The 25,308-nt window shown below is 67.8% G+C and carries 25 protein-coding genes; 8 read left to right on the top strand and 17 right to left on the bottom strand.

Going from position 1 to position 25,308, the window contains the following annotated elements; translation table 11 throughout:
- Window positions 1-78: 78 nt before the first annotated feature.
- Window positions 79-1,740 carry a rhodanese-like domain-containing protein gene (locus AC07O3_RS31110; RefSeq protein WP_495341170.1) on the top strand — a complete coding sequence of 554 codons (1,662 nt, stop codon included), beginning with the start codon at window positions 79-81 and terminating at the stop codon, window positions 1,738-1,740.
- Here the strand turns inward: AC07O3_RS31110 and minE are convergent.
- The 5 genes from minE to AC07O3_RS31085 all read right to left on the bottom strand — a co-directional run bounded on the left by minE (window position 1,697) and on the right by AC07O3_RS31085 (window position 5,587).
- Window positions 1,697-1,975: a cell division topological specificity factor MinE gene (gene minE / locus AC07O3_RS31105; protein WP_093057088.1), complete on the bottom strand. Its 279-nt coding sequence runs from the start codon at window positions 1,973-1,975 to the stop codon at window positions 1,697-1,699. The genes AC07O3_RS31110 and minE overlap by 44 nt on opposite strands.
- Before the next feature lie 3 nt (window positions 1,976-1,978).
- Window positions 1,979-2,794 (bottom strand): septum site-determining protein MinD, encoded by an 816-nt coding sequence (gene minD / locus AC07O3_RS31100; RefSeq protein WP_093057168.1) that lies wholly within the window; start codon window positions 2,792-2,794, stop codon window positions 1,979-1,981.
- 72 nt (window positions 2,795-2,866) lie between these two features.
- Window positions 2,867-3,640 (bottom strand): septum site-determining protein MinC, encoded by a 774-nt coding sequence (minC, locus tag AC07O3_RS31095; protein WP_097197515.1) that lies wholly within the window; start codon window positions 3,638-3,640, stop codon window positions 2,867-2,869.
- A gap of 128 nt (window positions 3,641-3,768) precedes the next feature.
- On the bottom strand, window positions 3,769-5,052 hold the full coding sequence (locus AC07O3_RS31090; RefSeq protein ID WP_093057086.1) for a solute carrier family 23 protein: 1,284 nt from the start codon (window positions 5,050-5,052) through the stop codon (window positions 3,769-3,771).
- 112 nt (window positions 5,053-5,164) lie between these two features.
- The gene (locus AC07O3_RS31085; RefSeq protein WP_093057085.1) at window positions 5,165-5,587 is read right to left on the bottom strand and encodes a hotdog fold thioesterase; all 423 of its coding nucleotides are present in this window, start codon (window positions 5,585-5,587) and stop codon (window positions 5,165-5,167) included.
- Between the two features lie 93 nt (window positions 5,588-5,680).
- Here AC07O3_RS31085 and AC07O3_RS31080 point away from each other — a divergent pair, with 93 nt between their 5' ends.
- Window positions 5,681-7,033, top strand: a complete 1,353-nt coding sequence (locus AC07O3_RS31080) for an AsmA family protein (RefSeq protein ID WP_426390983.1) — start codon at window positions 5,681-5,683, stop codon at window positions 7,031-7,033.
- Here the strand turns inward: AC07O3_RS31080 and AC07O3_RS31075 are convergent.
- The 3 genes from AC07O3_RS31075 to AC07O3_RS31065 all read right to left on the bottom strand — a co-directional run bounded on the left by AC07O3_RS31075 (window position 7,017) and on the right by AC07O3_RS31065 (window position 10,207).
- Window positions 7,017-8,405, bottom strand: a complete 1,389-nt coding sequence (locus tag AC07O3_RS31075; RefSeq protein ID WP_093057083.1) for a tripartite tricarboxylate transporter permease — start codon at window positions 8,403-8,405, stop codon at window positions 7,017-7,019. The genes AC07O3_RS31080 and AC07O3_RS31075 overlap by 17 nt on opposite strands.
- Entirely contained in the window at window positions 8,402-8,854 is a 453-nt protein-coding gene (locus AC07O3_RS31070) for a hypothetical protein (protein WP_093057082.1), read from the bottom strand. The genes AC07O3_RS31075 and AC07O3_RS31070 overlap by 4 nt, the downstream gene beginning before the upstream one ends.
- Window positions 8,855-8,920: 66 nt before the next feature.
- Window positions 8,921-10,207, bottom strand: coding sequence for a hydroxymethylglutaryl-CoA reductase, degradative (locus tag AC07O3_RS31065; protein ID WP_495341169.1), 1,287 nt, complete (start codon window positions 10,205-10,207; stop codon window positions 8,921-8,923).
- A 137-nt stretch (window positions 10,208-10,344) separates the two neighbouring features.
- Between AC07O3_RS31065 and AC07O3_RS31060 the strand changes: the two genes are divergently transcribed.
- Window positions 10,345-11,730 (top strand): aminotransferase-like domain-containing protein, encoded by a 1,386-nt coding sequence (locus AC07O3_RS31060; protein ID WP_495341168.1) that lies wholly within the window; start codon window positions 10,345-10,347, stop codon window positions 11,728-11,730.
- Here the strand turns inward: AC07O3_RS31060 and AC07O3_RS31055 are convergent.
- The gene (locus AC07O3_RS31055; protein ID WP_495341167.1) at window positions 11,720-12,502 is read right to left on the bottom strand and encodes a crotonase/enoyl-CoA hydratase family protein; all 783 of its coding nucleotides are present in this window, start codon (window positions 12,500-12,502) and stop codon (window positions 11,720-11,722) included. The genes AC07O3_RS31060 and AC07O3_RS31055 overlap by 11 nt on opposite strands.
- Before the next feature lie 77 nt (window positions 12,503-12,579).
- On the opposite strand from AC07O3_RS31055, the gene AC07O3_RS31050 reads away from it, so the two are divergent.
- Window positions 12,580-13,386, top strand: coding sequence for a PaaX family transcriptional regulator (locus AC07O3_RS31050; RefSeq protein WP_495341166.1), 807 nt, complete (start codon window positions 12,580-12,582; stop codon window positions 13,384-13,386).
- 4 nt (window positions 13,387-13,390) lie between these two features.
- Here the strand turns inward: AC07O3_RS31050 and AC07O3_RS31045 are convergent, their stop codons facing one another.
- Genes AC07O3_RS31045 through AC07O3_RS31035 form a run of 3 tightly spaced genes read right to left on the bottom strand, consistent with a single transcriptional unit; the run spans window position 13,391 to window position 16,536 of the window.
- Window positions 13,391-14,650: a metal-dependent hydrolase family protein gene (locus tag AC07O3_RS31045; RefSeq protein WP_495341165.1), complete on the bottom strand. Its 1,260-nt coding sequence runs from the start codon at window positions 14,648-14,650 to the stop codon at window positions 13,391-13,393.
- Complete coding sequence (locus AC07O3_RS31040) at window positions 14,647-15,156, bottom strand: GAF domain-containing protein (RefSeq protein WP_495341164.1); 510 nt, start codon at window positions 15,154-15,156, stop codon at window positions 14,647-14,649. Before AC07O3_RS31040 ends, AC07O3_RS31045 begins: the two co-directional genes overlap by 4 nt.
- Window positions 15,157-15,168: 12 nt before the next feature.
- Window positions 15,169-16,536, bottom strand: coding sequence for an MFS transporter (locus tag AC07O3_RS31035; protein WP_093174735.1), 1,368 nt, complete (start codon window positions 16,534-16,536; stop codon window positions 15,169-15,171).
- Window positions 16,537-16,654: 118 nt separating this feature from the next.
- On the opposite strand from AC07O3_RS31035, the gene AC07O3_RS31030 reads away from it, so the two are divergent.
- Complete coding sequence (locus tag AC07O3_RS31030; RefSeq protein ID WP_093057074.1) at window positions 16,655-17,572, top strand: LysR family transcriptional regulator; 918 nt, start codon at window positions 16,655-16,657, stop codon at window positions 17,570-17,572.
- Between the two features lie 9 nt (window positions 17,573-17,581).
- Here AC07O3_RS31030 and AC07O3_RS31025 read toward each other — a convergent pair whose 3' ends face one another.
- The 4 genes from AC07O3_RS31025 to AC07O3_RS31010 all read right to left on the bottom strand — a co-directional run bounded on the left by AC07O3_RS31025 (window position 17,582) and on the right by AC07O3_RS31010 (window position 22,829).
- Window positions 17,582-19,393 carry a feruloyl-CoA synthase gene (locus AC07O3_RS31025; RefSeq protein ID WP_495341163.1) on the bottom strand — a complete coding sequence of 604 codons (1,812 nt, stop codon included), beginning with the start codon at window positions 19,391-19,393 and terminating at the stop codon, window positions 17,582-17,584.
- A 310-nt stretch (window positions 19,394-19,703) separates the two neighbouring features.
- Entirely contained in the window at window positions 19,704-20,654 is a 951-nt protein-coding gene (locus tag AC07O3_RS31020) for a 3-hydroxyacyl-CoA dehydrogenase NAD-binding domain-containing protein (protein WP_495341208.1), read from the bottom strand.
- Between the two features lie 2 nt (window positions 20,655-20,656).
- Window positions 20,657-21,865, bottom strand: coding sequence for an ABC transporter substrate-binding protein (locus AC07O3_RS31015; RefSeq protein WP_495341162.1), 1,209 nt, complete (start codon window positions 21,863-21,865; stop codon window positions 20,657-20,659).
- Between the two features lie 43 nt (window positions 21,866-21,908).
- Window positions 21,909-22,829: a beta-keto acid cleavage family enzyme gene (locus AC07O3_RS31010; protein ID WP_495341161.1), complete on the bottom strand. Its 921-nt coding sequence runs from the start codon at window positions 22,827-22,829 to the stop codon at window positions 21,909-21,911.
- Between the two features lie 153 nt (window positions 22,830-22,982).
- On the opposite strand from AC07O3_RS31010, the gene AC07O3_RS31005 reads away from it, so the two are divergent.
- The 3 genes from AC07O3_RS31005 to AC07O3_RS30995 are packed head-to-tail and all read left to right on the top strand — an operon-like array spanning window position 22,983 to window position 24,562.
- On the top strand, window positions 22,983-23,363 hold the full coding sequence (locus tag AC07O3_RS31005) for a DUF1090 domain-containing protein (RefSeq protein ID WP_495341160.1): 381 nt from the start codon (window positions 22,983-22,985) through the stop codon (window positions 23,361-23,363).
- Window positions 23,364-23,370: 7 nt separating this feature from the next.
- Window positions 23,371-24,078, top strand: a complete 708-nt coding sequence (locus AC07O3_RS31000; RefSeq protein ID WP_495341159.1) for a Crp/Fnr family transcriptional regulator — start codon at window positions 23,371-23,373, stop codon at window positions 24,076-24,078.
- Between the two features lie 25 nt (window positions 24,079-24,103).
- Window positions 24,104-24,562 (top strand): hypothetical protein, encoded by a 459-nt coding sequence (locus AC07O3_RS30995; protein WP_495341158.1) that lies wholly within the window; start codon window positions 24,104-24,106, stop codon window positions 24,560-24,562.
- Window positions 24,563-24,605: 43 nt separating this feature from the next.
- On the opposite strand, the gene AC07O3_RS30990 is transcribed toward AC07O3_RS30995, so the two are convergent.
- A complete protein-coding gene (locus AC07O3_RS30990; protein ID WP_093076543.1) occupies window positions 24,606-25,307 on the bottom strand; it encodes an ABC transporter ATP-binding protein in 702 nt (233 codons plus the stop codon).
- Window position 25,308 lies beyond the last annotated feature (1 nt).

Here is a 25,308-nt window from a genome sequence, read left to right as displayed (position 1 = left end):
GTGCGATCACGCCGATGGGGGACATTCGCGGAAGGGAGTACCCGGTGTCATTCGCACGCGCCCCGAAAGCAAGTACACATGAATCCGACCAGGGCAAAAACCGTCACCCCCGCAGACCTGCAGGCTCTGCTGCTGCAAGAGCCCGCAGCCGAGCTGGCGCTGCTCGACGTGCGCGAAACCCGGTGGTTCGTGCAGCGCCACCTCAATCTCGCGCGCAACGCGCCCTTCAGCGGGCTCGAGCTGCAGGCCGGCACGCTGGTGCCGCGCCGCTCCACGCCCGTCGTGCTCTACGACGACTACAACGCGCCCGACGGCGTTGCACAGGCGGCCACAGCCGTGCTCGCGCGCCTGGGCTACACCGACGTGCGCACGCTCGACGGCGGCCTGCAGCGCTGGGTGACCGAAGGCCTGCCCGCCATCGACGGCTACGGCACGCTGGTCAAGGCCTTCGGCGACCGCGCACGGCTGCACTACGGCACGCCGGCGTTGCCCATCGAAGCGCTGCGCGCACGCCAGCGCGAAGGCCGGCCGACCACGCTGGTCGATGCGCGGCCGCGCGCCGAATTCGAATTTCTCTCGCTGCCCGGCGCGCGCAATCACGCAGGCACCGAGCTGGCGCTGCGCCGCTTCGAGCCGCACGGGGCCGATGACCATCTCTGGGCCATCAACTGCTTCAGCCGCACCCGCGGCATCGTCGGTGCGACCACGCTGCGGCTGCTGGGCCGTGCGCCCGACGCAGTGTTCGTCGAGGACGGCGTCATGGCCTGGGGCCTGCAGGGCGCACCGACCGTGCAGAACGCAGCCCCCAGCGACGAACTGCCGCCCGAATCCCCCGAAGTGCTGCGCCGCATCGCCGACGACCTGCTCGAACGCTTCGCCTTGCCCGTGGCCGACGCCGCACAGCTCGCCCACTGGCGCGACGACAACGACCGCACCCTCTACGTCTTCGACGTGCGGCCCACCGCCGACCCGGCCTTCGTGGGCACAGGCGTGCAGCAGGTACCGGGTGGCCAGCTGCTGATGCATTTCGAGAACCTCGTCGGCACGCGTGGCGCGCGCATCGTGCTGATCGACGACCCGGCGCATCGGCTGCGCGCCGCCATCACGAGCTTCTGGCTCACGCAGCTCAACCAGGCCGAGATCTACGTCTACGAAGGCGAGCTGGCACCGGACCAGGCACCGCCTGCCACCGCAGCGACGGTGAACGATGCCCCTTCGCCTCTCGCCCCCGACGCGCTGGCCCAGCTGCGCAGGAACGGCGCCGTCACGGTGATCGACGTCGGCCCCAGCCTCGACTACGAGCGCGGCCACCTGCCGGGCGCGCTCTACATGCTGCCGGCCTCGCTGGCGCCACTGGCTTCGCACGCCGTGGCTGGTCGCACACTGGTCTTCACCTCGCCCGACGGCACGGCCGCCGCCCGCGTGGCGCGCGATGCGCACCAGCGCTGGCCAGGTTCGGGGGCGGTGTTCACCTGGCTCCAGGGCGGAACACAGGGCTGGAAGGCTTCCGGCAGGCCGCTCGCGACCGCTTTCGTGGCGGCCCAGCTGCTGACCCCCTTCGACGACGACTGGGGCTCGGTAATGCGCGTGTTCGGTCCGCGCCGCGATGCGGCCTGGGCCGACTACCTCGCGTGGGAACGCGCATTGGCAGAACGGGTCCTGCAAGACCCGTCCGTGCGCTTTCGCTTCTTTCCGCTCAGCGCGCCGGCGCAGGAGTCGGGTCGGGCAGTTCGATCTTGATGTCGAGCACTTCGAGGTTGTCCTGGGTCTCCAGGTGCACCTTGATGTCTTCCGCGTTGATGGACACGTACTTGGAAATCACCGCCACCAGCTCGCGCTGGAGTTCGGGCAGATAGTCGGGCCGCTTCTTGCCGCTGAGGCTGGACCGCTCGTGGGCGAGGATGATCTGCAGCCGCTCCTTCGCGACGCTGGCAGTCTTCTTCTTTTCGCCCAGCAGGAACGAGAGAAAGGACATGGACTACTTGCCTCCGAAAATCCGCTTGAAGAAGCCCGGCTTCTCGGCGTCGACGAAGCGCATCGGCTTGTCTTCGCCGAGAAAGCGCGCCACCACGTCGCTGTAGGCCTGCGCCACGTCGGTTTCCTTGTCGTGGATCGCGGGCACGCCCTGGTTGGAAGCGTGCAGCACGCTTTCCGACTCGGGGATCACGCCGATCAGCTTGATGCGCAGGATGTCCTGGATGTCTTCGAGCGACAGCATCTGCCCGCCCGCCACCCGGTTCGGGTTGTAGCGGGTGATGAGCAGGTGCTCCTTGATGGGCTCGCTGCCGTCCTTGGCGCGCTTGGTCTTGCTGCTGAGCATGCCCAGGATGCGGTCCGAGTCGCGCACCGAAGAAACCTCGGGGTTGGTCACCACCAGCGCCTCATCGGCGAAGTGCATGGCCATCATGGCGCCCGTCTCGATGCCCGCGGGCGAGTCGCAGACGATGTATTCGAAGTCCATCGCGGCGAGGTCGGTCAGCACCTTCTCCACGCCTTCCTGCGTGAGCGCTTCCTTGTCGCGCGTCTGCGATGCGGCCAGCACGAACAGGTTGTCGCACTGCTTGTCCTTGATGAGTGCCTGGCTCAGGTTGGCTTCGCCCTGGATGACGTTGATCAGGTCGTACACCACGCGGCGTTCGCAGCCCATGATCAGGTCGAGGTTGCGCAGGCCCACGTCGAAGTCGATCACCGCCGTCTTCTTGCCCGCGAGCGCGAGGCCCGACGCGAAGCTGGCGCTCGTCGTCGTCTTGCCGACGCCGCCCTTGCCCGAAGTCACCACCACAATTTTGGCCATGGCCATTCCTTCTTGTTTCGATTCAGTTGTTGCTTGTCAGGGTCGCCGCGTTCCGTGAGCCGGTGATCCGGGTCATGGAATAGCGTCGATCGCAATTTTCTTGCCGTCCAGCCGCACCTGGGCCGACTTGCCCAGCACCGTGTCGGGCAGCGGCACTTCATTGGTCCGGTAGATGCCCGCAATGGCCACCAGCTGCGCTTCCATGCAGGTCGAGAAGATCCGCGCCTCGGTGTTGCCCCGTGCGCCGGCAATGGCCTTGCCGCGCAGCGGTGCGTACACATGCACATTGCCGTCTGCGATGACCTCGGCGCCGAAGCTCACCACCGCCGTCACCACCACGTCGCCACCCCGGGCGTACACCTGCTGGCCCGAGCGCAGTGGCTTGTCGATCAAGAGCGTGCCGTTGGCCGGCACCGGCACCTCGCGCACGATCTGCGGGGCTTCCGAGGCGGGGGCCTCGGCTGGCGGCGCCGGGGCGCGGGGTGCGGGGGCTGCGGGCATGGCCGCCACCGAAAGGCCGGCAGCCCGGGCTGCGGCGTTCTGCCCGGCATTGCCGCCGCGCACCGCGATGGGTTGGGTCTGGTGGCGCGCCAACAGGCTGCGCAGGGCGGCAAAGTCGATGTCGCCGACGGCTTCGCCACCCTCGCCCTGTGCTTCCTGCAGCAGCGAGAGGTCGATCACCACCGGCTCCTGCTCGAAGAAGTCGGGCGAATCCGCCAGCTGGGCGTCGAGTGCCTCGGCCAGCACGTCCAGGTCGGACGTCTTGAGGATCACTGCGATCAGCGGCAGCGTGGCGCTCTTGAATTCGAAAACCGCCTTGGTGCGCGCGGCGGAGACATCGGCCATTGGAAAACGTCGGTGCGAAAAGCGTTGGAGTCTAACGGGCGCGGGCCAAACCCCGGTGACCTGCCCCCGCAACAGGCCCCTTGGAGAACACTTCTTTCATGAGGTTGCACTTTTCCGGGGGCTTCGCTTCAGTTCTTCGAACGGCCCAGCAGGGCGTAAAGAATGATCGCGCCGAAGGTCGCGGTACCGATGCCGCCGAGAGCGAAGTCGCCGAACTTCAGCGTGAAGTCGCCCGTGCCGATGATCAGCGTGATGGCCGCCACGATCAGGTTCTTGTTCTGCGAGAAGTCGACCTTGTTGTCGACCCAGATCTTGGCGCCGGCAATGGCGATCAGACCGAACACCACGATGCTCACCCCGCCCATCACCGGCAGCGGAATCGCCTGGATCAGCGCGCCGAACTTGGGGCTGAAGCCCAGCACCAGCGCGATGACGGCCGCCACCACGAACACCGCCGTCGAGTAGATGCGCGTGGCCGCCATCACGCCGATGTTCTCGGCGTAAGTGGTCACGCCCGTGCCGCCTGCGGCGCCGCTCACCACCGTGGCAATGCCGTCGCCGATGAAGGCGCGGCCCATGTACGGGTCGAGATTGCGGCCCGTCATGGCCGTCACTGCCTTCAGGTGGCCGAGATTTTCCGCCACAAGGATGATCGCCACGGGTGCGATCAGCAGCATCGCGTTGGCCGTGAACACCGGCGTCGTGAAGGTCGGCAGGCCGAACCATGCTGCGTTGGCAATGCCGCTCAGATCGACCGGCTTGCCCATGCCCATGACATTGGTCAGCACCGCATAGACCACAGTGGCCAGGATCAGCCCCACCAGGATCAGCAGGCGCTGCAGCATGCCGCGCGCGAACACCGCCACCAGGCCCACGCAGAGGAAGGTCACGGCCTGCATCCACGAGTCGAAGTTGCTGGCCGCCATGTTCTTGATCGGTACGCTCGCCAGGTTGAGGCCGATCACCGCCACCACCGCGCCCGTGACCACCGGCGGCATGAAGCGCTCGATCCAGCCCGTGCCGACGGCCTGCACGATGGCCCCGATCAGGATGTACACCACCCCGCAGGCCACGATGCCCCCCAGAGCCACCGCGATGTTGGCGTTGGGCCCCTTGCCCGCATAGCCGCTGGCCGCGATCACCACGCCGATGAAGGCGAAGCTCGAGCCCAGGTAGCTGGGCACCTTGCCGCCGGTGACGAAATAGAAGATCAGCGTGCCGATGCCGCTCATCAGGATCGCGATGTTGGGGCTGAACCCCATCAGGATCGGCGCCAGCACCGTGGCGCCGAACATCGCGATCACGTGCTGCACGCCCATGGCGCCGGTCTGCAGCCAGGGCAGCCGCTCGTCAGGCGCGATGACCGCGCCGTTGGCCAGCGAGGACGCGGGCCGTTCAGTCCAGTTGAACATTTCTTGTCTCCTCTTGTTGGTTGTTGGTGGGGCGTGATTGTGGTCGATGAACCCCGCGCCGAACACCACACCCGCAGGAGAAGAAGGAAGGAGCGGCAGGCGCTCCCGCCGGTCAGCGCGGCTGCAGCACCGCCATCGTGATGCGCGACACGCAGGTCAGTTCGCCCGCCTCGTTCGTCAGGTCGATCTGCCAGACCTGCGTGGTGCGTCCGCGGTGCACCGGCCGCGCCGTGCCGATCACCCAGCCGCTGGTGACGGAGCGGATGTGGTTGGCGTTGATGTCCAGGCCCACGGCGCGGTCGCCTTCGGGGGCCGAGTAGTGGGCGCCGCAGGAGCCCAGCGTCTCGGCCAGCACCACCGACACGCCGCCGTGCAGGATGCCGTAGGGCTGGCGGGTGCGTTCGTCCACCGGACAGCGGGCGCGGATGAAGTCGTCGCCCACCTCCAGGAATTCCATGCCCAGCGCCGATACGACGGTGCCCACGTGGTTGCGCGTCAGTGCCTCGACGGAGATCTCTTTTTTCCAGATACGCATGGCGTGCTTCTTTCTTTGTGCCTGTAACAGTGGCCAAAACTATAGCGATGGCGACTGACAAACCGAGTCGCCTTTGCGTGTTACCTTGAATCGATGAAGCACCCCGTCCGCCGCTGGCTCATTGGCATTGCCGTCGCACTGCTGCTGGGCGTGGGCGTGCTGGTGTGGGTGGTGAGCGCGCGCCTGCCCACCGACGACGAGGTGGCCGCGAAGATCGCCGAAGGCTTCGAGAAGCGCTTCGGCGTTGCCCTGAAGGTGGGCGGCGCCCACTGGTCGCTGCTGCCGGTGCCCGTGCTGGTGCTGTCCGACATCGCCACCGACCAGCCGCGCCCCATCACCCTGCGCCGCGCCACCCTGCGGCTGCAGCTCGCGCCGCTGCTGCAGCGCGTCATTGCCGTGGACGAGATCGAAATCGAAAGCCTGGTGTTGCCGCGCGCCTCGGTGCGGGCGTTTCGCGGCAAGGGGCCCAAGCCGCAGGAAGGCAGCGGCAACGTCGTCGCGCTGCCCGCGCCATGGACGCTCGCGCCCGTGCCCGTGGAACTGCTGCGCTGGCGCGACGTGGTCTGGATCGACCGGCGCGACATCTCGCTGGCCTACGACGGCGACGTCCGCTTCGACCCCGGCTGGCGCCCGCGCCAGGCCCGGCTCGAGCGCGCCAGTGTCACGCCACCCGTGCGCCTGCGCCTGGACCGCCAGGCCGGACAGGACCGCTGGCGCACCCGCATCGACGCGGGCGGAGGCACCTGGAACGGTGTCTCCCGCTTGGAGACACTGCCCGACGGCAAGCTGCAGTTTTCCGCCGAACTGGAGCCGCGCCAGATCGACATCGAGAGCCTGGTGCAGGCCTTCGACCGCCGCACCTCGGTGGCGGGCAAGTTCTCGGGCAACACCACGCTCGTGGCCGAGGCCGGGAGCTCCGAGGAGCTGGGCGCGCTGATCCGCAGCCTGCACACCCGCACCACCTTCTCGGTGCAGCCCGCCACGCTCACCAAGCTGGACGTGGCCAAGGCCGTTGCCACTGCAGGCGTCAGCCGCGGGGGCACGACGCAGCTGGACGAGCTCACCGGCACAGTCGACACCCAGGGCACGGAAGACGGCGTGGTGATCCAGTACACCAACCTCAAGGCCCGCTCGGGCGTGCTCACGGCAAGCGGCAACCTGAAGCTCTTCAACCGCAAGCTCGACGGCGAGATCGCGGTGGACCTTGTCGACGGCGTGATCGGCGTGCCGCTGAAGATCGGCGGCACCGCGAGCGACCCCGAGCTCTCGCTGACCGGCGCCGCGCTCACCGGTGCGGCCATCGGCAGCGCGGTGCTGCCGGGCGTGGGCACGGCCATCGGGGCGCGCGTGGGGCAGCAGGTGGAGAAGATGTTCGGCGGGAGCAAGCCGAAGCCCAAGCCCAAGCCGGCACCCAGGCCGCGCACCGGCCCTAGGCAAACGCCTTGATCGCCGCCGGCACTGTCAGCACCGCCGTGTAGTACCCCATGAACTGCACGCCGGTGTTGAACCCGATCGCGCGCGACAGCAGCCCGCCCAGCAGCCCCATCGTCAGGATCACCAGCAGCCCGAGCAGCTGGCCTTCCCATACGCTGATGACCACGATCAGCCCGACGAAGGTCGCGATGATCGCCTCGTGGCTCACCTTGCGCGACACGAACAGCGCCGCGCGGCGTGCGAAGTTCATCGTGAACGGATAGGCCACCAGGGCAGCGAGCACCACCGCCAGCATGCCGTAGCCCAGGAACTCCCAGTGGTTCAGCAGGTTGTGCAGGTTGTGCGTCTGGCCGGTGGCCGCATCGATGGTGAACACCGGCGGCGCGTTGAACAGCGGCGCGGCCGGGCCGGCCGCCACAGGGCTCAGCGGCAGGCCGATGGCGATCAGCGGGATCAGCGCCTCGGCGATGTAGGTGGCCTCGGTCACGCCGTTGCGCGCGGCCAGAGTGGTGGTGAGCCGGTGGTACGCATGCTTGATGCGCGAGCCCACCAGTTCGCCCAGCACCACGGTCATCGCGACCGGGCTGAACACGAAGGTGGCGCTGGAGATCGCGGCCGTCGCGAAGGTCCACTTCACCTGCGTGCGGTCCAGCACCTTGAACGGATTCGGGAAGTAGCCCGACCAGCCCTTCACGTCGGGGGCGAGCGAGAAGGTGCGGACCTTGTCGCGTTTCATGCGTGCGCGCGCCGCCGGCGAGATCACCGAGAACAGGTCGGCCACCAGCGGCCCGATGGCGATGCCCAGGAAGTAGCTGATGCCGAGCTTCACGCCGTACTTGCCGGTGAGCGCCTGCAGCGCCACGATCACCATCACGAACGGCACCAGCGTGGCCACCGAGGCCCAGCGCCCGCTGGAGAAGTACGCGATGGCCACGGCCGCCACCACGAAGATCCACGGGGCCGCCTTGGTGATGGCCGCGCCGTAGGGCGCCAGCAGCACCGCGAACAGCACGGCCAGCGGCACCGCGATGAAGGCCGCGATGATCGCGCCCGACACCATCTTGCGCAGCGCGATGTGCGGCACGCCGAGGTTGCGCAGCACGTTCGCATCCTGCAGCAGCGGCGTGGCCATGGTGTCGCCCGGAATGCCCAGCAGCGCGGTGGGCACCGCATGCGTCATGTGCTTGGCCACGGCCGCCGCCAGGAAGAAGGTGAACACGCCTTCGGGCGGCACGCCGAGCAGCACCACCAGCAGGGTGAGCGGCGCGAGCGTGGTGGTCTCGTCGGTGCCCGAGACGAGGCCGATGGCCGCGAACACGACGGCGCCGACCAGGCCCATGCCGGTGGCCACGAGGATCTGGTTCAGGAGTGCGGCATCGATCATGGCGCGGCTCCTTCGGTGCGGCGAGCGCGGGGCTTGTACGACGCGAACAGGTCGTGGATTTCGAGTTCCTTCATCTCGCGCACCACGGCAGGCGGCAGGTCGTCCACCGAGCCGAGGTCGCCTTGCTCGCCGGCCAGTTCGGCCAGCACCTCCTCGCGCCAGCGCGGATCGGCCGCTGCTCCTTCGACGACTTCGCGCTTCGGCGTGAAGAGCTTTGCGCAGATCAGGCCCGACACCACGCAGCCGCCCAGGCCGGCGAGCATGGCGTAGGCCCGTGCCAGCTCGGGCGTGCCGACAGTGCTCATGAGCACGCGGCTGGCCACGAGGTAGCCCGTGAGGCTCACCGCGATGCCGATGGCGATCGACCACGCGAGGTGGCCCAGGTCGGCCGTGTCGCCCCATATCTCCACCAGCCGCCAGCGGGCGGGCGTTGCACTGTCTGCACTCATTTTTCGATGTCTCCGTCTGTGGTTATCTGACGGCCGTCTTGCGTGGCCGCCGCGGTGCTCGTCTGCTTACTTCTTGCGCAGCGCTTCGAGCAGTGCGACCGCGCGGTCGGTGCGCACGTCGTGCTCGGCCGCCATCTGCTTCGCGATGCTGTCGACCTCGTCTCCGGTGGCGCCCGCGACCAGCGCGATGTTGCGGGCATGCAGCGCCATGTGGCCGCGCTGGATGCCTTCGGTGGCGAGCGCGCGCAGCGCGCCGAGGTTCTGCGCGAGGCCCACGGCCACCGCGACTTCGCCCAGCTCCTGTGCCGACTTCACGTCGAGGATCTTCAGCGCGAGCCGTGCGAGCGGGTGTGTCTTGGTCGCACCGCCGACCAGACCCACCGGCATCGGCATCTCGATGGTGCCGACCAGCGCGCCCGCGGTGTCCTTCTCCCAGGTGGTCAGCGAGGTGTAGCGCCCGCTGCGGCAGGCATAGGCATGCGCGCCGGCTTCCACTGCGCGCCAGTCGTTTCCGGTCGCGACGATCACGGGATCGACGCCGTTCATGATTCCCTTGTTGTGCGTCGCCGCGCGGTAGGGGTCGATGGCCGCGAAGGTGTATGCGTCGATCACGCCCTCGACCACCTCTTCGCCGCTGCGCTCGCGCGTGGCCAGCACCGAGGGTGCCAGCCGCACGCGGGCGCGCGCCAGCCGCAGATCGGCCAGGTTCGACAGGATGCGCAGCCGCACCGTGCCGCCCGTGAGCTTCTCGACCAGCGGCGAAACCGCCTCGGCCATGGTGTTGACGGTGTTCGCGCCCATCGCGTCGCGCACGTCGACGATCAGGTGCATCACCACCATCGCGCCGCGCGGCGTGTCACCGAACACATGCACCTCGATGTCGCGGCAGCCGCCGCCCAGGCCGATCAGCACCTTGTCGCGGCTGTTCGCCGTGGCAAGGATTTCGTCGCGAGAGCGCAGCAGCGCCAGTCGCGCGCCGTACGGGTCAGTGATGCCGATCACCTGCACCTGTGCGCGCATCAGCGGGCCGGTGCTCGAAGCCTCGAAACCGCCGCCCTCGCGCGCCAGCTTGGCCATGAAGGAGGCGGCGGCCACCACCGAGGGCTCCTCCACCGCCATGGGCACGAGGTAGTCGCGCCCGTTGACGGTGAAGTTGCCGGCCACGCCCAGCGGCAGCTCGAAGGTGCCGATCACGTTCTCGACCATGCCGTTGGCGCGGTCCAGGCCCAGTGCGCCAGGCTGGGCGAGCAGCGCCACCTCTTCGTCGCCCAGGGACGCGGCCTGCGCGATGTGGGCCAGGCGCTGCGCGGGCGTGAGTGCGCGGAAGTTGGGAATGCGGGAGTCGGCGACCATCGTTGCTTGTCTCTTCGGAAGGTGAATTAGGGAGCAGGCAATTTAGGTCGGCTGTACCGCCGGTGGAAGGCACAGTTTGGCGGGACAGTGCGGACAGTGGTGCGCGAAAGCGGGTCGCTGTGTCACAGTCGGCGCCCATGACCACCATTGCCGATTCGCTCGCCGAGACTCTCGCGCGCCAGATCGCCAGCGGCGCCTACAAGGCCGGCGACAAGCTTCCTTCTCTGCGCGAGCTTGCGCAGCTTCATCGCTACGCCAAGAACACCGTCGTGGCCGCCTTCGAGCTCCTGGTGTCGCGCGGGTTGGTCGAGCCGCGCCGCGGTTCGGGCTACTTTGTGTTGCCGCAGCAGGTGGTCAAGCCGGTGGAAGAAGACGCCGGCAGTCTCGGCCGCGCCATGGACATCGTGTGGCTCATGCGCGAGCAGCTCAAGACGCAGCCCGACGCCATTGCGGTGGGCGATGGCTTTCCACCGGTCGAATGGCTGGCTGACGTGCGGCTCGACAAGTACCACCCGAAGGTGGTCCGCACGGGGCTCGGCGCGCTGTTCCGCTACGGCAGCCGCTTCGGCTATGCGCCGCTGCGCGACCATCTCGTGCGGAAGCTGGCCGACTTCGGCATCGGCGCCGAGCCGCGGCAGATCGTGCTGACGCACGGCGCCAACGAGGCGATGGACATCGTCATCCGCTACTTCGTGCCTCCCGGCGGCAAGGTGCTGGTGGACGACCCTGGCTACTACCCCCTCTTCGGCAAGCTCAAGCTCGCGGGCGCGCAGGTGCTGGGCGTGCCGCGCCTGGCCGACGGGCCCGACCTCGAGGCGCTGGAGCGCCTGCTCGTTGCCGAGCGCCCGCGCCTGTTCTTCACGCAGTCGATCGCGCACAACCCCACGGGCTCCGACATCTCGCCCGCCAAGGCCTTCCGCGTGCTGCAGCTCGCGCAGAAGCACGACCTGCTGATCGTCGAGAACGATCCGCTGGCCGACTTCAAGCCCACCTCGCTGCCGCGCCTGGCCGCGCTCGACCAGCTGGAGCGCACGATCTACATCGGCAGCTTCTCCAAGTCGTTCTCCGCAGCGCTGCGCGTGGGCTTCATCGCCTGCGGCGCCGACCTGGCGAGCGACCTCGCGGACCTGAAGGCGCTGATCCACGTGAGCAGTTCGGAGTATTGCGAGCGCACGGTCGACGTCATCCTGAGCGAGGGCCACTACCAGCGGCACCTCAATCGCCTGCAGGCGCGGCTCGGCGAGGCCACGCGCAACGCGATCAAGCTGCTCGACTCGGTCGACGCAGAGGTGTTCGCGCGCACCCCGCAGTCGCTCTACGTGTGGGCCGCGCTGCCCGGCGTGGCCGACTCGCTGGCCTTCGCGAAGGAGCTGCTGCCACGCAAGATAGTAATGGCGCCGGGGCGCATCTTCAGCGTCGACTCGACGCAGGTGTCGCGCTGGTCGCGCTTCAACGTGGGCGCCATGGCCGACCCGCGCTTCGCCAAGGCGCTGCGTACCACGCTGCGCTTCTTCAGCGCTTGAACTCCCCGTGGCGACCGGCGCCGCCGGCGAAGCGCGCCGCGCCGGCTTCGCCTTCGGCGAAAACCATCGGCACGCCCTGCGCACCCTCGCGGCGCAGCGCCTCGGCCAGCGGCATGTCCCACTGCCCGTAGGCTGAGCGGCGGTCGGCCAGCATGCATTGCTGCGGGAAGGCGGCGAGTTGATGGGCCAGCTCTTGCGCGGCGGCCAATGCGCCGCCGGATGGCGTCACACGGTTGACCAACCCCATCGTCAATGCTTCGGATGCGCCCACCGGACGGCCCGAAAGAATCATGTCGAGCGCGCGCCCCATGCCCACGATGCGCGGCAGCCGCACCGTGCCGCCGTCGATCAGCGGCACGCCCCAGCGGCGGCAGAACACGCCGAACACCGCGTCGTCGTCGGCCACGCGCAGATCGGCCAGCAAAGCCAGTTCGAGGCCACCCGCCACCGCATAGCCGTTCACCGCCGCGATCAACGGCTTCGACAGCGCCATGCGCGTCGGCCCCATCGGGCCGCTGCCACCGCCTTCGGTATCGAGCTCATTGCGCCGGGCCGGGTCGCCTACGGCCGAGAGGTCGGCGCCTGCGCAGAAGTTGCCGCCCGCGCCGGTCAGCACCGCGACGCGCAGTGCGTCGTCGGCTTCGAAGCGCTCGAAGGCCTGGCGCAATTCGGCGGCCACCACGCCGTCGACCGCATTGCGTTTCTCCGGGCGGTTCAGCGTGATGGTGCAGACCGTGCGGTCCACGTCGTACGCCACGTACTGCATGGCCATGCGTGCATCCTTTCGGGCTAAATTACATTAGCGGTCGCTCGGTTGCATCGTAGGAAATATTTCTCTGTTTCGCAATTATGGACAAAGTATGTAATGTGCCGGTCGCCATCCCCAGCGCGCCGGAGCTGATCCTCGACCTGCTGGTGGCCGACGGCGGCACGCTGAGTTCGCAGGCGCTGTGCCGCGCGGGCGAGCTCATGGGCATCGGTGAATCGACGCTGCGCGTGGGCCTGACGCGGCTCGCAGCCGAGGGCAAGATCGCGCGCGGCGAGCGAGGCAGCTACGCACTCAACCGCAAGGGCCCGGCACTGTCGCGCGCGGTCGACGACTGGCGGCACAAGCAGGCGCAGGCCGTCGCGTGGCGCGGCGACTGGCTCGCCGTGCACGACGCCGGCGTGCCGCGCGCCGACAAGACGGCGTGGCGCCATCACGCTCTTGCCCTGTCGCTGCGCGGCTTTGCGGCGCTGCGGCCGGGGCTGCTCATCCGGCCCGACAACCTCGCGGGTGGGCTGGAGGGCGAGCGCGTGCAGCTGGCGGCCCTGGGCCTGTCGCGCACCGCCCTGGTGTTCCGGCTGGCCGATCTGGACGATGCCGCGCAGGCCGCCGCACGCAAGCTTTGGAATGTGCGCGCCCTGACGGCCGATTGCAGCCGCCTGCAGGCGGGCCTGGAGCGCAGCGAGAAGCGGCTGCGCACCCAGCGGCTCGAAGTGGCCACGCGCGAGTCGCTGCTGCTGGGGCGTGCCGTGATCGCGCACCTCATCCGCGATCCGCTGCTGCCGGCCGAACTCATGTCGCCCGAACCGCGCGCCGCGCTGCTCGCCGCCACGCGGCGCTACCAGGACAAGGCGCTGGTCCTCTGGCGCAAGTGGCTGGCGCTGCCGTAGCCCTTCAGTGGACGGTGCCCAGCTCGTCGAACTGCACCACGCCTTCCTTCATGACCAGCGGAATGCGCTCGCCCTGGCCGAGCAGGCAGCCGACGTCGCGCAGCGGATTGCCGTCCACCACCAGGATGTCGGCCAGTGCACCGGGCACCAGCCGGCCCAGGCGTTCGCTCATGCCCAGCACCTCGGCCGCGACCGTCGTTGCGCTGGCAATGGCCTCGGCGGGTGACAGCACTTCAGCGCGCAGGCGGAACTCGTCGCTCTGCAGGCGCTGCGATTCGCCCAGCAGGTCGGAGCCGTAGCCCATCTTCACGCCTGCTGCCTTGTAGATCTCAAGCGAGCGCAGGCCGGCCTCGCGCACGCTGGCCACCTTGGCCACGCTTTCCTTCGGCAGCCCGAAGCTCTCGCCCTCGTTGGCCAATGCGTCGTAGGTGACCAGCGTTGGCACCACATACGCGTCGAGCTGCGCCATGAGTTCGGCCGTGGGCGCATCGACAAGGTTGCCGTGCTCGATGGTGCGCACGCCGCAGCGCACGGCCCGCGCGATGGCCTCGGCGGTGTAGGCGTGTGCCATCACATAGGTGCCGCGCCCGCGGGCCTCTTCGACGATGGCGCGGATCTCGTCCTCGCTGTAGCCGAAGGCGCCCACCGGGTCGGTCGGGGAGGCCACGCCGCCGGAGGCCATGATCTTGATCTGGTCAGCGCCCATCTGCAGCTCCTCGCGGACGGCACGGCGCACCGCGTCCACGCCGTCGACCACGCGCGCCAGCGCACCGACGCGCACACAGGTGGCGCAAGCCCCGTCGTTGCTCATCAGGTAGTCGGAGCGCGCGCGCATGTCGCCGTGCCCGCCGGTCTGGCTCAGTGCGCGGCCGGAGACGAACAGGCGAGGACCCTGCGCCAGCCCTGATTCCACCGCCTGCTTGAACGCGAAGCCCGCGCCGCCCGCGTCGCGCACCGTGGTGAAGCCACGGCGCAGCATGCCGCGCAGCATGGGCACGCTGCGCAGCGTGATGAGCACGTTGGGCATATGCACCTGCCGCGAGAGATTGAGCTCCACCGCGATCACGTGCACGTGCAGGTCGATGAGGCCGGGCATCACGGTCTTGCCCTTCACGTCGATCGTGCGGGCCGAGGGGCTGTGGATAGGCTTGTCGGAAACCTCGCGGACCACGCCGCCTTCGACCAGGATGTGGTGGTTTTCCAGCAGCTCGGGGCGCTGCGGGTCGAGCAGGTTGGCGTTCCTGAAAAGCACGGTGTTCGTCATGCGAGGGACTCCTTGGTCTGTTGTGCCATCACGGTGGGCAGCGCCAGTTGTGCGAACACACGCGCGGGCTCGACGTGCCCGGTGTCGTACCAGTTTTCCTCGTGCAGCATGTTGAGCGTGCCCAGCGTCTCGCCGCGCCAGCGCAGCGGAATGTTCAGCACGCTGCGGCAACCCAGCGACACGATGAGTTCGTGGTCGTAGAACACGTCGCGCAGGTCGTCGGCGTTGCGGCCGATGTAGGGCAGGCCGCGCTGCATCACCTGCTGCATCCACGGCGAATCGGTGATCGGCTTGCGCCCGCCCACCGGATAGGCCTCGCGCATGTTGGTGTAGATGCGTTCCGACTCGCGCGCCTCGCGGTGGTGCACCAGGATGGTGAAGAGCCGGTGGCCGATGGTCGCGGCCACCGCCTTCTCGAGCGCGTCGAAGGTGGCCTGGGGTTGTTGCGTGTCGGCATGCGCGCGCGCGACGGCCGACAGCGATTCATCGAGAAGCTTGGGTTGCATGGATGCCCTGAGTCAGGAAAGTTCGGCGGCCGCAATGTCTTCCAGCGAACGGCCGCGCGTCGGGATGCCCATGAAGGTGACGGCCGCCGCGCCCAGCAGCAGCACTGCCGTCGTCATGCCGAACACCCCCGCGAAGCCCAGCGCCGGATAGATGAAGCCCACCAGGATCGGCGCCGTGATGCCGCCGATGCGCCCGATGGCCGACGCCAGGCCGGAGCCGGTCGCGCGCACCTGCGTCGGAAACACCTCCGGCGTGTAGGCATAGACGCCCGCATAGGTGCCGTTCATGAAGAAGGACAGCAGCACGCCCGCCGCCATGATCTGCCCGTCGCTGTGCGTGAAGGCCAGCCCCAGCGCCGAGAGCCCGCCCAGCAGCATGTAGCTCACGATGGTGGCCTGCCGGCCGATCTTCTCGTTGAGCCAGGCGGCCGAGAAGTAGCCCGGAATCTGCGCGAGGTAGATCACCAGCGAGTAGCCGAAGCTCTTGGTGATCGTCATGCCGTTCTGGATCAGCAGGCTCGGAATCCAGGTGAAGAACGAGTAGTAGCTGAAGGTGATCGCCAGCCACATCAGCCAGGTCATGGTGCTGATGCGGATGAGCTTGCTGGAGACCAGCGTGGCGTAGTTCTTCAGCAGGCTGCCGCGGCTGTTGCTGGGCGGCGGCGCGGCCACGTCCTCTGCGTTGAGCGCAGGCAGCGCAAGGCCGCGCTGCACGGTTTCGGACTCCATCGCGTCCACGATGGTCCCGGCCTCGGCCTGCCGCCCCTGGCTTTCCAGCCAGCGCGGCGATTCGGGCAGCGCGCGCCGCCACCACAGCAGCAGCAGCACCGGCATCGCGGTGATGAAGATGACGATGCGCCAGCCTTGCGGATGCGCCGGCACGATGAAGTAGCCCAGCAGCGCCGCCGCCACGAAGCCGAACGAGAAGAAGCCCGCCAGTGCGCCGGTGAAGGTGCCCCGGTAGCGGCGCGCCACGAACTCCGACAGGTAGGGCGCGATGATCGCGCTCTCGGCGCCGGCGCCGAAGCCGGCCACGATGCGCAGCCCGAGAAACACCGTCCAGCTGTCGACCATGCCGCTGAAGAGCGACGCCACGCAGTAGATCGCCAGTGCCGACATCATCACCACGCGCCGCCCGAACAGGTCGCCGCAGGTGCCGGACGCGAGGGCACCGAAGAAGAAGCCGATGAAGTTCGCGCTGGCCAGCACACCGATCTGCACGCTGCTGAGCCCCCATTCGGTGCGCAGCACCGGCAGCACGAAGGCGATCACCGCGGCGTCCATCGCGTCGAAGGTGTAGCCCAGTCCTCCCATGAGGAGCAGGCGCCGATGGAAACCGGAGAACGGCAGGCGCTCGATGCGGGCCGACAGCATGGTCATGTGAATCCCTCGACTTCGGTGGTGCAGAGAAGCGGCAGATCGTAGGATCGCGGGGATATCACGACAAATTTATACGTGTGATTGTGTTTATTGATTCAGTGAATGGTCAGGCCGCACGATGAACTACCGCTCCGCCGATCTCAACCTGCTGAAGGTGTTCGAGGCCCTCATGACCGAGGGCAACGTCACGCGCGCCGCCAGCAAGCTGTCGCTGACGCAGCCCGCGGTCAGCAATGCGCTGCGCCGGCTGCGCGAGACCTTCGACGACGCGCTGTTCGTGCGCAGCGGGGCCGGCGTCAACCCGACGCGGCGGGCCATCGACCTGTGGGAGCCGCTGTCGCAATCGCTGCATGCGATTCGCGGCACGCTCGACCTGGAGCGCTTCGATGCGCTGCGCAGCACCGCCAGCCTCAGCATCGCGATGTCCGACTATGTCTCGGGCATCGTGGTGCCGCGGCTCGCCAGCAAGCTCAGCAAGGCGGCGCCGTCGATGTTGATCCACGCCATTCCCAACACGCTGGTGGATTTCGACAAGGTGCTGGCCGACAACAAGGCCGACTTCGCAATCAGCGTCTACAACGAGGAAGTGCAGAGGCCGGCGTTTCTCAAGTCGAGGGCGCTGTGGTCACCCGATTTCGTCTGCGTCATGCGCACGGGGCATCCGCTGGCGCGCGCCGACAGGATTCCGCTGAAGAAATTCCTCGCGGCGCGCCATGTGGACGTGAGCCTGGTCGGCAAGACCACGCCGACCTACGACTTGTTCCTGCACAGCCGAGGGCTGCAGCGCAACCTGGTCGCGACGGTGAACCACTACGGCGCTGCGTACGAAGTGGTGCGCCGCTCCGACCTGATCGCGGTGCTGCCGTGGTCCGAGAAGTTCGAGCCCGCGCGCCTGGCCGGCCTGCGCCGGATGCCCGTGCCGCTGGAGGCACCGGCGCGCGTCATCGAACTGTTCTGGCACCAGCGGCACGAAACCTCCGCGCTGCACCAGTGGCTGAAGAACACACTGCTGGCGCTGTTCGAGCAGCCTTCGTGATCTTCTTGATCAGGCGCGCAGCCGCACCACCTGCAGGTCGTCATCGGCAAGGGCGTGCAGGCGTGCCACGTCCGCCGCTCGGCGCGTGAGCACGGCGCGCTGGTTGATGTAGCCCTTGTCGGTGATCTCGCCCGCATCGAGGCTCGGCGGCTCGGCCAGCACCAGTGCACAGGCCGGGCATTGCGAGGAACCCGCGCCTTCGTCGCGCAGCGAACGCAGCACGCCGGCGATGCGCTCACCCATGGCCTCCGGCGGCAGCGCCGCGCCTTGCGGGCTCGCAAACACCAGCATGCCGATCTCGTCGCGGTCGTGGCCGGTGAGCACCACGTCCTGCGCATGCGGCGCAAGCATCGACACCAGCTTCACGCGCAGCGTGCCCACCGACACCCAGGTGCCGGTCGAGAGCTTGAAGTCTTCCGCCACGCGGCCGTTGAAGATCACGCCATGCGCGGGCTGCGCCGGGTTCGCGAGAAAGCCGGCGTCGCCGATGCGGTAGTAGCCTTCTTCGTCGAAAGCCTGCGCCGTTTCGCGCGGCGCATCGCGGTAGCCGGGGAACACCGAGACGCCCTTGACGCGCATCTCCAGCTTCTCGCCGTTGGGCACGAACTTCAGCTCCAGCCCCGGCAGCGGTGCGCCGATGCAGCCGGCACCGTCGAGCTTCCAGTGCGCGGAGGTGATGGCGGGCGAAGTCTCTGTCGCGCCCCACGAGGTGGTGAGCCACAGCGGCCGCGTGGGCCGCACGCGCTTTGCCACCGCTTCGAGCCGCTGCCAGGTGGAGGGCGCCAGCGCCGCCGCTGCATAGAAGGCAAGCCTTAGCCGCGAGAACACTTCGGCGGCCAGCGCGTCGTCGGCTTCGAGAAAGGGCAGCAGCATGTCGAAGCCGCGCGGCACGTTGAACAGCAGCGTGGGCTTCACCTCGCGCAGGTTGCGCACCGTCTTCTCGATCAGCCCCGGCGCGGGCCGGCCCTCGTCGATGTAGAGCGCGCCGCCGTGGCACAGCACCATGTGCAGGTTGTGGTTCGCACCGAAGGTGTGGCTCCAGGGCAGCCAGTCGACCAGCACCGGCTTTTCCTGCGCGAGGAAGCGCCAGGTCTGCGCCATCATCTGCTGGTTGGCGCAAAGCATGCGGTGCGTGTTGATGACCACCTTGGGCTTGCCGGTGGAGCCGGAGGTCAGCAGGTACTTGGCGTGCGTATCGGGCAGCACGTCGGCGAAGGCCTGCATGACGGCGGGTGTTTCCTTCGCTGCGAGCAATCGTTCAAACCCGATCGCACCGGGATGCGCATCGGCGTTGCGGCTGAACACCGTGACCGCTTCCACGCCACAGCCCGCGAGCGATGCGCCGTATACCTTGGCGTCGGATGCATAGATCAACGCGGGCTTCAGCGCCTGCAGCATGCCGTGCAGCCGCGACGGGTCCTTGGCCATGCGCGAATAGGCGCTTGAGAGCGAACACGCGGTGCGGCCGATGTGCATGGTCGCGAGCATCAGCACGGCGTGGTCCATGGCGTTGTCCGAGAGGATCACGACCGGCTGGCCTGCCGGCAGGTTCAGGTCGAGCAGGCCTTGCGCCACGGAGCCGACGGCTTGCCGCAGCGCACAGTAGTCGAGCTTGCGCCAGCCTTCGCCTGTTTCGTCGCGCTCGGCGAAGGCCAGCGCGTCGGGCGTTTCCGTGGCCCACCGTTCCAGCCATTCGCCGATGCAGCGTGCGTAGGGCTTCAGCGCCATTGGCGAGCGCAATGCGAACGAACCGTCGTCGAAGTCGATGCGCACCGTGCGGGGTGGGGCGATCAGGCTTTCGTCATTGAGGAAGTCGGTCATTTCAGTGTTCCGGGGTTTGTTCAGGGCATGTGCGAATGACACCGGGTACTCCCCTCCGCGAATGTCCCCCGGGGCTGCGCCCCTCCTCCTTTATTTCGCTGCGGGGAGCACCTGGTGCCATTCGCACATGGGCGCAGCCGTATTGCCGGCCGCACGAGCGTTGCGTCCATCGATCACGTCGATGGGGTGCCTTGCGCAGCGAAATAAAGGAGGAGGCCGCAGGCCGGGGGACATTCGCGGAGCAAGGTACCCCGTCGGCGGGATCGCACCCCGAACGAACAACGCGAAAAATCGAAAAGCAAGCTTTCATCTAGTCGAGCTTGCCGGTCTCTGCCTTCGCGCGAATCAGGTTTAACAGCAGGGTGTCGCGGGCAGCTTCGAGGTCGCTGGTGCGGCGTGAGCCCAGTTCCTGGGCCACGCCGTCCGTCACCTTCTGCTTGAGATCTGCAGTCATCGACGGCGTGCCCAAGTCCTTCCACCAGTCCTCGATCGGTCCACCCAGATGCGCGAGCACGTGCTCGATGCCGCCAGCACCACCCGAGAGATGCAGGTTCATGAACGGCCCCATCACCGCCCAGCGCAGGCCGGGTCCGTGCGCGATGGCCGTGTCGATGTCGGCCACGCTCGCCACGCCTTCGTTGACGAGGTGGAAGGCTTCGCGCCACAGCGCCGCCTGCAGCCGGTTCGCGATGTGGCCCTTGACCTCGCGCTTCACGTGGATCGGCCGCTTGCCGATGGCGGCGTAGAACGCCATCGTGCGCTCGATGGCCTCGGCCGAGGTCTGCTCGCCACCGATCACCTCCACCAGCGGAATCAGGTGCGGCGGATTGAACGGATGCCCCAGCACGACGCGCTGTGGATGCACGCAGCCCGACTGCACGCCGCTGATCGCAAGGCCCGACGAACTCGACGCGAGGATCGTGTCCGGCGGCGCGGCGGCATCCATGCGGCGGAACAGGTCGATCTTGAAGTCCATGCGCTCGGGGCCGTTTTCCTGCACGAAGTCGGCCACCGAAACGGCGTCTTCCAGGCTGTCGTGAAAGCGCAGCCGGTCTACCGATGCACCCGGCACCAGGCCGAAGCGCTCCAGTGTGGGCCAGTGCTGCGCCACCGCAGCGCGCAGCCTGTCTTCGGCGCCGGGTGACGGATCGGTCGCGTTCACGTCGAGCCCGTGCGCGAGAAAGTACGCGACCCAGCTCGCACCGATCACCCCGGTGCCGACAACCGCCACGCGCTTCACGCTCGAAGAAGAAGTGCTCATGCTCATGCTGATTTCCACCGCGCGCAGCGGCTCTCCGCCTTCGTGGTCCATGCGGCCTCGCCGCGGATCGGCTCGACCACCTTGTAATAGTCCCATGGTTCTTTCGACTCGGCCGGCGTCTTCACCTGCATCAGGTGCATGTCGTGCACCATCAGCCCGTCGTCGCGCAGCCAGCCGCCCTTGACGAACATGTCATTGAACTTCGTCTTGCGCAACTGCGCCATCACCTTGTCGGCATCGTCGCTGCCCGCGGCCTTCACGGCCTGCAGGTACTGCAGCGCGGCCGAGTAGTCGCCGGCATGGAAGGAGGAGGGCATGCGCTTGTGCTTGTCGAAGAAGCGGCGCGCCCATTCGCGCGCCTCGGGGCTCTGGTTCCAGTACCAGCTGTCGGTGAGGTACATGCCCTGCGAGCTCTTCAGGCCCAGCGCATGCACATCGTTGATGGTGATGATCATGCCGGCCAGCTTCATGTTCTTGCTGATGCCGAACTCTGCCGCCGACTTGATGGCATTGACCGTGTCGCCGCCCGCATTGGCCAGCGCCAGCACCTGCGCTTTCGAGTTCTGTGCCTGGAGCATGAACGACGAGAAATCGCTCGCGCCCAGCGGATGCTTCACCGAGCCCGCCACCGTGCCGCCACTGGCCTGCACGATCTTGGCCGCGTCGTTCTGCAGCGCCGCGCCGAAGGCGTAGTCGGCCGTCACGAAGTACCAGCTCTTGCCGCCGGCCTTGACCACCGCGCTCGCAGTGCCGCGCGCCATGGCCACCGTGTCGTAGGCGTAGTGCACGGTGTAGGGCGAGCAGTACTCGTTGGTGAGGCTCGATGCGCCCGAGCCCACTACGAAGTACGGCTTCTTCTTGTCGGCCGCCACGCCGGCCATCGCAATGGCCGCGCCCGAGTTGACGCCCGCGATCAGCATGTCGACTTTCTGCACGTCGAACCACTCGCGTGCTTTCGCGGCGGCGATGTCGGGCTTGTTCTGGTGGTCGGCCGTGACCAGCTCGATCTTCTTGCCGCCGATGGCCCCGCCCATGTCGGCAATGGCCATGCGGATGGCCTCGGCGCCCGCCGGGCCGTCGTAGTCGCGGTAGATGCCCGACATGTCGCTGATGAAGCCGATGCGGATCACGTCGTCGGGCACCTGGGCCGAGGCGCTTGCTGCGAAAGCCGTGCCCAGGGCGAGGGCCAGAGCGGTGCGGGAAATGTTCATGTGCTTGTCTCCGTTCGTTCGTTGTTCTGGTTCTTCTTCGTCGTCAGCCCAGCGCGAACTCGGGCCGTGGCGTGCCCACGCGCGGCAGGCCCATCATCTGCCGCGCCTCGGCCGGCGTGGCCACCTCCATGTCGAGCTCGCGTATCACCCGCACCATGCGCTCGGTGAGCTGTACGTTGGTGGCCAGCTCGCCCTGGCGGAAGTAGAGGTTGTCTTCCAGGCCGACGCGCGCGTGGCCGCCCAGCAGCAACGCTGCCACGTTGGCTTCGAGCTGCGAGGGGCCGATTCCGCTCACGCAGAAGATGCTGCCCTTGGGCAGGGTGTCGACCATCATCTGCAGGAAGCGCGGCGAGTAGGGCATCGCGTTCTGGAAGTTGCGGTGCACGTTCATCACAAGGTTGATGAAGTAGGGCTCGTCGTCGTGGCCTTCCTGTATCAGCGTGGTCGTGTCCTGCAGGATGTGCGTGGGGCTGAACACCTCCCACTCGGGCTTGATGCCGCGCGCCTTCATGCCGGCGGCCAGTTCGCGGCCGCGGGTGATGGGCGTGTCCATCAGGATCTGCTTGCCTTCGAAGCTCAGGTTGAGCGTGGTCGCGTCGAGCGTGCACATCTCGGCGCCAGCGTCCATGCCCTTGATGCGCTCTTCCCACGCGATCTCCCAGCGCTCGCCGGCCAGCGGCTTCACCATGTCGCCGTGTACGCCGCCGCCGGTGGAGTTGTTGATGACGATGTCGCTGCCGCCTGCGCGGATGCGGCTGTTGATGTCGCGGTACACGTCGGCGTTGCAGGTGGCACCGTCGTCCGGGCGGCGCGCGTGGATGGCCACCACGCTGGCACCGGCGTTCCAGCAGCGCAGCACGTCGGCGGCGATTTCGGCGGGCTGCGTGGGGAGGTGGGGGTTCTGCGACTTGTGCGCCATGCCGCCGGTGGGGGCGATGGTCACGATCACTTTGCGCTTCGACATGCTCGGGGACTCCTGGTGTCTTTCATGGGGGCGCGTCATTATTTTTTGGGGCGCATTTGCACTCAGTCATCGCGACGACATTTGGGGGCAGGGTTTACGCTGCGCCAAACGCTAAAGTCGCCCCAGCGCCATTGCGCGCATCAAGGAGAACCAATGAGACTACTGCCCATCCTCCTGGCCGCCGCGGCCGCGCTGACCTCGACCTGGACGCTCGCGCAACCGGCAGGCCCCGCCACTTGCGAAGCCAAGCGCGAGGCCATTGGCCGCGACATCGAGGCGGCCAAGGCCAAGGGCCAGAAGCAGCGCGTGCGCGGGCTCGAAAAGGCGTTGGGCGAAGTGCGCCGCACCTGCAGCGACGCGAAGCTGGGTGCAGAGCACCAGCGGCGCATTCGCAGCCAGGAGCGCAAGGTGGCAGAACGCGAGCGTGACCTGCGCGAGGCGCAGCACAAGGGCCGAGCCGACAAGATCGCAGACCGCGAAGAAAAATTGCGTGAAGCGCAGGCCGAGCTGCAACAGCTCAAGGGCGCGCAGTAAAAAGAAGATGCCCACGACCAGGCCCGCCATCCAGGCGGCATCGCTCACGATTCCCCAGTTGCTCCAGGGCTCGGCCTGGTTCCCGCTGCTCGACGTGGCGGCGGGCGAGCGCGTGTTCGACGAGATACGCGAGGTCGACGTGGCCGCGGGTGCCGCGCTGTGCCGGCGCGGCGACACGCCACTGCACTGGTACGGCACGCTCGAAGGGCTGCTCAAGTGGTCGATCACCTCGAGCGACGGACGCTCCGTGACCTTCGGCGGGCTCTCGGTCGGCAGCTGGTTTGGAGAAGGCACGCTGCTGCGGGCGCTGCCGCGTTCGGCCGACATCATCGCGCTGCGGCCGAGCCGCGTAGCGCAGTTGCCGCTCGAAACCTTCGAGTGGCTGCACCGCACGCAGCGCGGCTTCGACCACTTCCTGCTGCAGCAGATCAACGAGCGGCTGCACTGGTTCATGGGCAACTACGCGGCGCACCGGCTGCTCGATGCCGACAGCCAGGTGGCGCGCGCGCTGGCGGGGCTGTTCCACCCGTGGCTGCATCCGGGGAGCGAGCCGCACCTGCAGACCTCGCAGGAGGAGATTGCGAATCTCTCGGGCGTGTCGCGTCAGCGGTGCAATGCGGCGCTGAACCGGCTGAAGGAAGCGGGCTTCCTGCGGATCGAGTACGGTGGCATCACCGTGATCGATCTTGAAGGGCTGCGGCGCTTCATCGAATAGCAAAAAAGGAATCGGAGTACGCCCCATGCATGAATTCAGCATCTTTGCCGACTACTTCCAGTTCTACATCCAGGACGAGGCCGCGGATGGCGACCTCTCCGATGCGTGGACAGACGAAGCCGTGGAACGCATGCTTGCGACCGAAGCCGGCGTCGTCGGCATCGGCACCGTTCGCAACATGGACGTGCCCGTCACCGTCGAGATCCTCGATACGGAAAGCCCGCTCGATCTCGATCAGTGGGAGCATGTCGTCGAATGCACGCTGGTGACGCAGAGCGCCAACCTGGTCATTGCCGGTTGTACCGACTACTTTCCCGATGCGGCGCGCATTCCCGTTGCGCCCGGAACCTACAGGCTGCGTGCCTGCTATGCGGGCTTGGACACGCTTTCCGAAGACGGGCTGGAAGGCGGCGATCGCTACCACCTGCAGCTCTGGCCAGCGCCGGCCATTGAACTGGCTGTTCTCAAGCAGCGCGTGGCCTGATTGCTCACTGCGTCAGCCGCAACCGCGTGCGGGCGCACCCCTTCTACACGCCCAGCAGTTCTTCCAGCGCCTGCGGCTCGGCCAGCAGATCGGCCGAAGCCCCGTGCCGCACGATCTGTCCCTTCTCCATCACCACCGCAAGATCGGTGTGCGCCAACACCTTGCGGTAGTCGCGGTCCACGATCAGCGTCGCGATGCCGGTCGCGCGGATCTCGCCGATCACGCGCCAGATCTCGGCCACTATCAGCGGCGCCAGGCCTTCGGTGGCCTCGTCGAGTATCAGCAGGCGCGGGTTGGTCATGAGTGCACGGCCGATCGACAGCATCTGCTGCTCGCCGCCCGACAGCTGCTGGCCGCCGTGCGACAGCCGCTCCGCGAGGCGCGGAAATGTCGCCATCACACGGTCGAAGGTCCACTCGCGCCGGCCGTCGATGCCGGCGCGTTCGCTCATCACGAGGTTCTCGCGCACCGACAGGTTCGGAAAGATGCCGCGGCCCTCGGGCACGTAGCCGATGCCCAGCCGCGCCATCTTCTCGGGCGGCAGGCCGGTGACGGTGCGGCCGTCGACCTGCACTTCGCCCGAAGCGGGGCGCACGTAGCCCATCATCGTGCGGATCAGCGTGGTCTTGCCCATGCCGTTGCGCCCGAGCAGGCCGACCGAGGTGGCCGCCGGAATGCCGGCGTGCACGCCGCGCAGGATGTGGCTGTTGCCGTAGTAGGTGTTGAGGTCGCGGACGATGAGCATG

Source organism: Variovorax sp. GW821-FHT09D05, assembly GCF_059416325.1.
This window is presented reverse-complemented; position numbering and strand designations above follow the sequence as displayed.

What these genes read in the sequence shown, in the direction of transcription:
- AC07O3_RS31110 (WP_495341170.1), top strand. Translation starts at nt 79, where the DNA reads ATGAATCCGACCAGGGCAAAAACCGTCACCCCCGCAGACCTGCAGGCT.
- minE (WP_093057088.1), bottom strand. Translation starts at nt 1,975, where the DNA reads ATGTCCTTTCTCTCGTTCCTGCTGGGCGAAAAGAAGAAGACTGCCAGC.
- minD (WP_093057168.1), bottom strand. Translation starts at nt 2,794, where the DNA reads ATGGCCAAAATTGTGGTGGTGACTTCGGGCAAGGGCGGCGTCGGCAAG.
- minC (WP_097197515.1), bottom strand. Translation starts at nt 3,640, where the DNA reads ATGGCCGATGTCTCCGCCGCGCGCACCAAGGCGGTTTTCGAATTCAAG.
- AC07O3_RS31090 (WP_093057086.1), bottom strand. Translation starts at nt 5,052, where the DNA reads ATGTTCAACTGGACTGAACGGCCCGCGTCCTCGCTGGCCAACGGCGCG.
- AC07O3_RS31085 (WP_093057085.1), bottom strand. Translation starts at nt 5,587, where the DNA reads ATGCGTATCTGGAAAAAAGAGATCTCCGTCGAGGCACTGACGCGCAAC.
- AC07O3_RS31080 (WP_426390983.1), top strand. Translation starts at nt 5,681, where the DNA reads ATGAAGCACCCCGTCCGCCGCTGGCTCATTGGCATTGCCGTCGCACTG.
- AC07O3_RS31075 (WP_093057083.1), bottom strand. Translation starts at nt 8,405, where the DNA reads ATGATCGATGCCGCACTCCTGAACCAGATCCTCGTGGCCACCGGCATG.
- AC07O3_RS31070 (WP_093057082.1), bottom strand. Translation starts at nt 8,854, where the DNA reads ATGAGTGCAGACAGTGCAACGCCCGCCCGCTGGCGGCTGGTGGAGATA.
- AC07O3_RS31065 (WP_495341169.1), bottom strand. Translation starts at nt 10,207, where the DNA reads ATGGTCGCCGACTCCCGCATTCCCAACTTCCGCGCACTCACGCCCGCG.
- AC07O3_RS31060 (WP_495341168.1), top strand. Translation starts at nt 10,345, where the DNA reads ATGACCACCATTGCCGATTCGCTCGCCGAGACTCTCGCGCGCCAGATC.
- AC07O3_RS31055 (WP_495341167.1), bottom strand. Translation starts at nt 12,502, where the DNA reads ATGGCCATGCAGTACGTGGCGTACGACGTGGACCGCACGGTCTGCACC.
- AC07O3_RS31050 (WP_495341166.1), top strand. Translation starts at nt 12,580, where the DNA reads ATGGACAAAGTATGTAATGTGCCGGTCGCCATCCCCAGCGCGCCGGAG.
- AC07O3_RS31045 (WP_495341165.1), bottom strand. Translation starts at nt 14,650, where the DNA reads ATGACGAACACCGTGCTTTTCAGGAACGCCAACCTGCTCGACCCGCAG.
- AC07O3_RS31040 (WP_495341164.1), bottom strand. Translation starts at nt 15,156, where the DNA reads ATGCAACCCAAGCTTCTCGATGAATCGCTGTCGGCCGTCGCGCGCGCG.
- AC07O3_RS31035 (WP_093174735.1), bottom strand. Translation starts at nt 16,536, where the DNA reads ATGACCATGCTGTCGGCCCGCATCGAGCGCCTGCCGTTCTCCGGTTTC.
- AC07O3_RS31030 (WP_093057074.1), top strand. Translation starts at nt 16,655, where the DNA reads ATGAACTACCGCTCCGCCGATCTCAACCTGCTGAAGGTGTTCGAGGCC.
- AC07O3_RS31025 (WP_495341163.1), bottom strand. Translation starts at nt 19,393, where the DNA reads ATGACCGACTTCCTCAATGACGAAAGCCTGATCGCCCCACCCCGCACG.
- AC07O3_RS31020 (WP_495341208.1), bottom strand. Translation starts at nt 20,654, where the DNA reads ATGAGCACTTCTTCTTCGAGCGTGAAGCGCGTGGCGGTTGTCGGCACC.
- AC07O3_RS31015 (WP_495341162.1), bottom strand. Translation starts at nt 21,865, where the DNA reads ATGAACATTTCCCGCACCGCTCTGGCCCTCGCCCTGGGCACGGCTTTC.
- AC07O3_RS31010 (WP_495341161.1), bottom strand. Translation starts at nt 22,829, where the DNA reads ATGTCGAAGCGCAAAGTGATCGTGACCATCGCCCCCACCGGCGGCATG.
- AC07O3_RS31005 (WP_495341160.1), top strand. Translation starts at nt 22,983, where the DNA reads ATGAGACTACTGCCCATCCTCCTGGCCGCCGCGGCCGCGCTGACCTCG.
- AC07O3_RS31000 (WP_495341159.1), top strand. Translation starts at nt 23,371, where the DNA reads ATGCCCACGACCAGGCCCGCCATCCAGGCGGCATCGCTCACGATTCCC.
- AC07O3_RS30995 (WP_495341158.1), top strand. Translation starts at nt 24,104, where the DNA reads ATGCATGAATTCAGCATCTTTGCCGACTACTTCCAGTTCTACATCCAG.
- AC07O3_RS30990 (WP_093076543.1), bottom strand. Translation starts at nt 25,307, where the DNA reads ATGCTCATCGTCCGCGACCTCAACACCTACTACGGCAACAGCCACATC.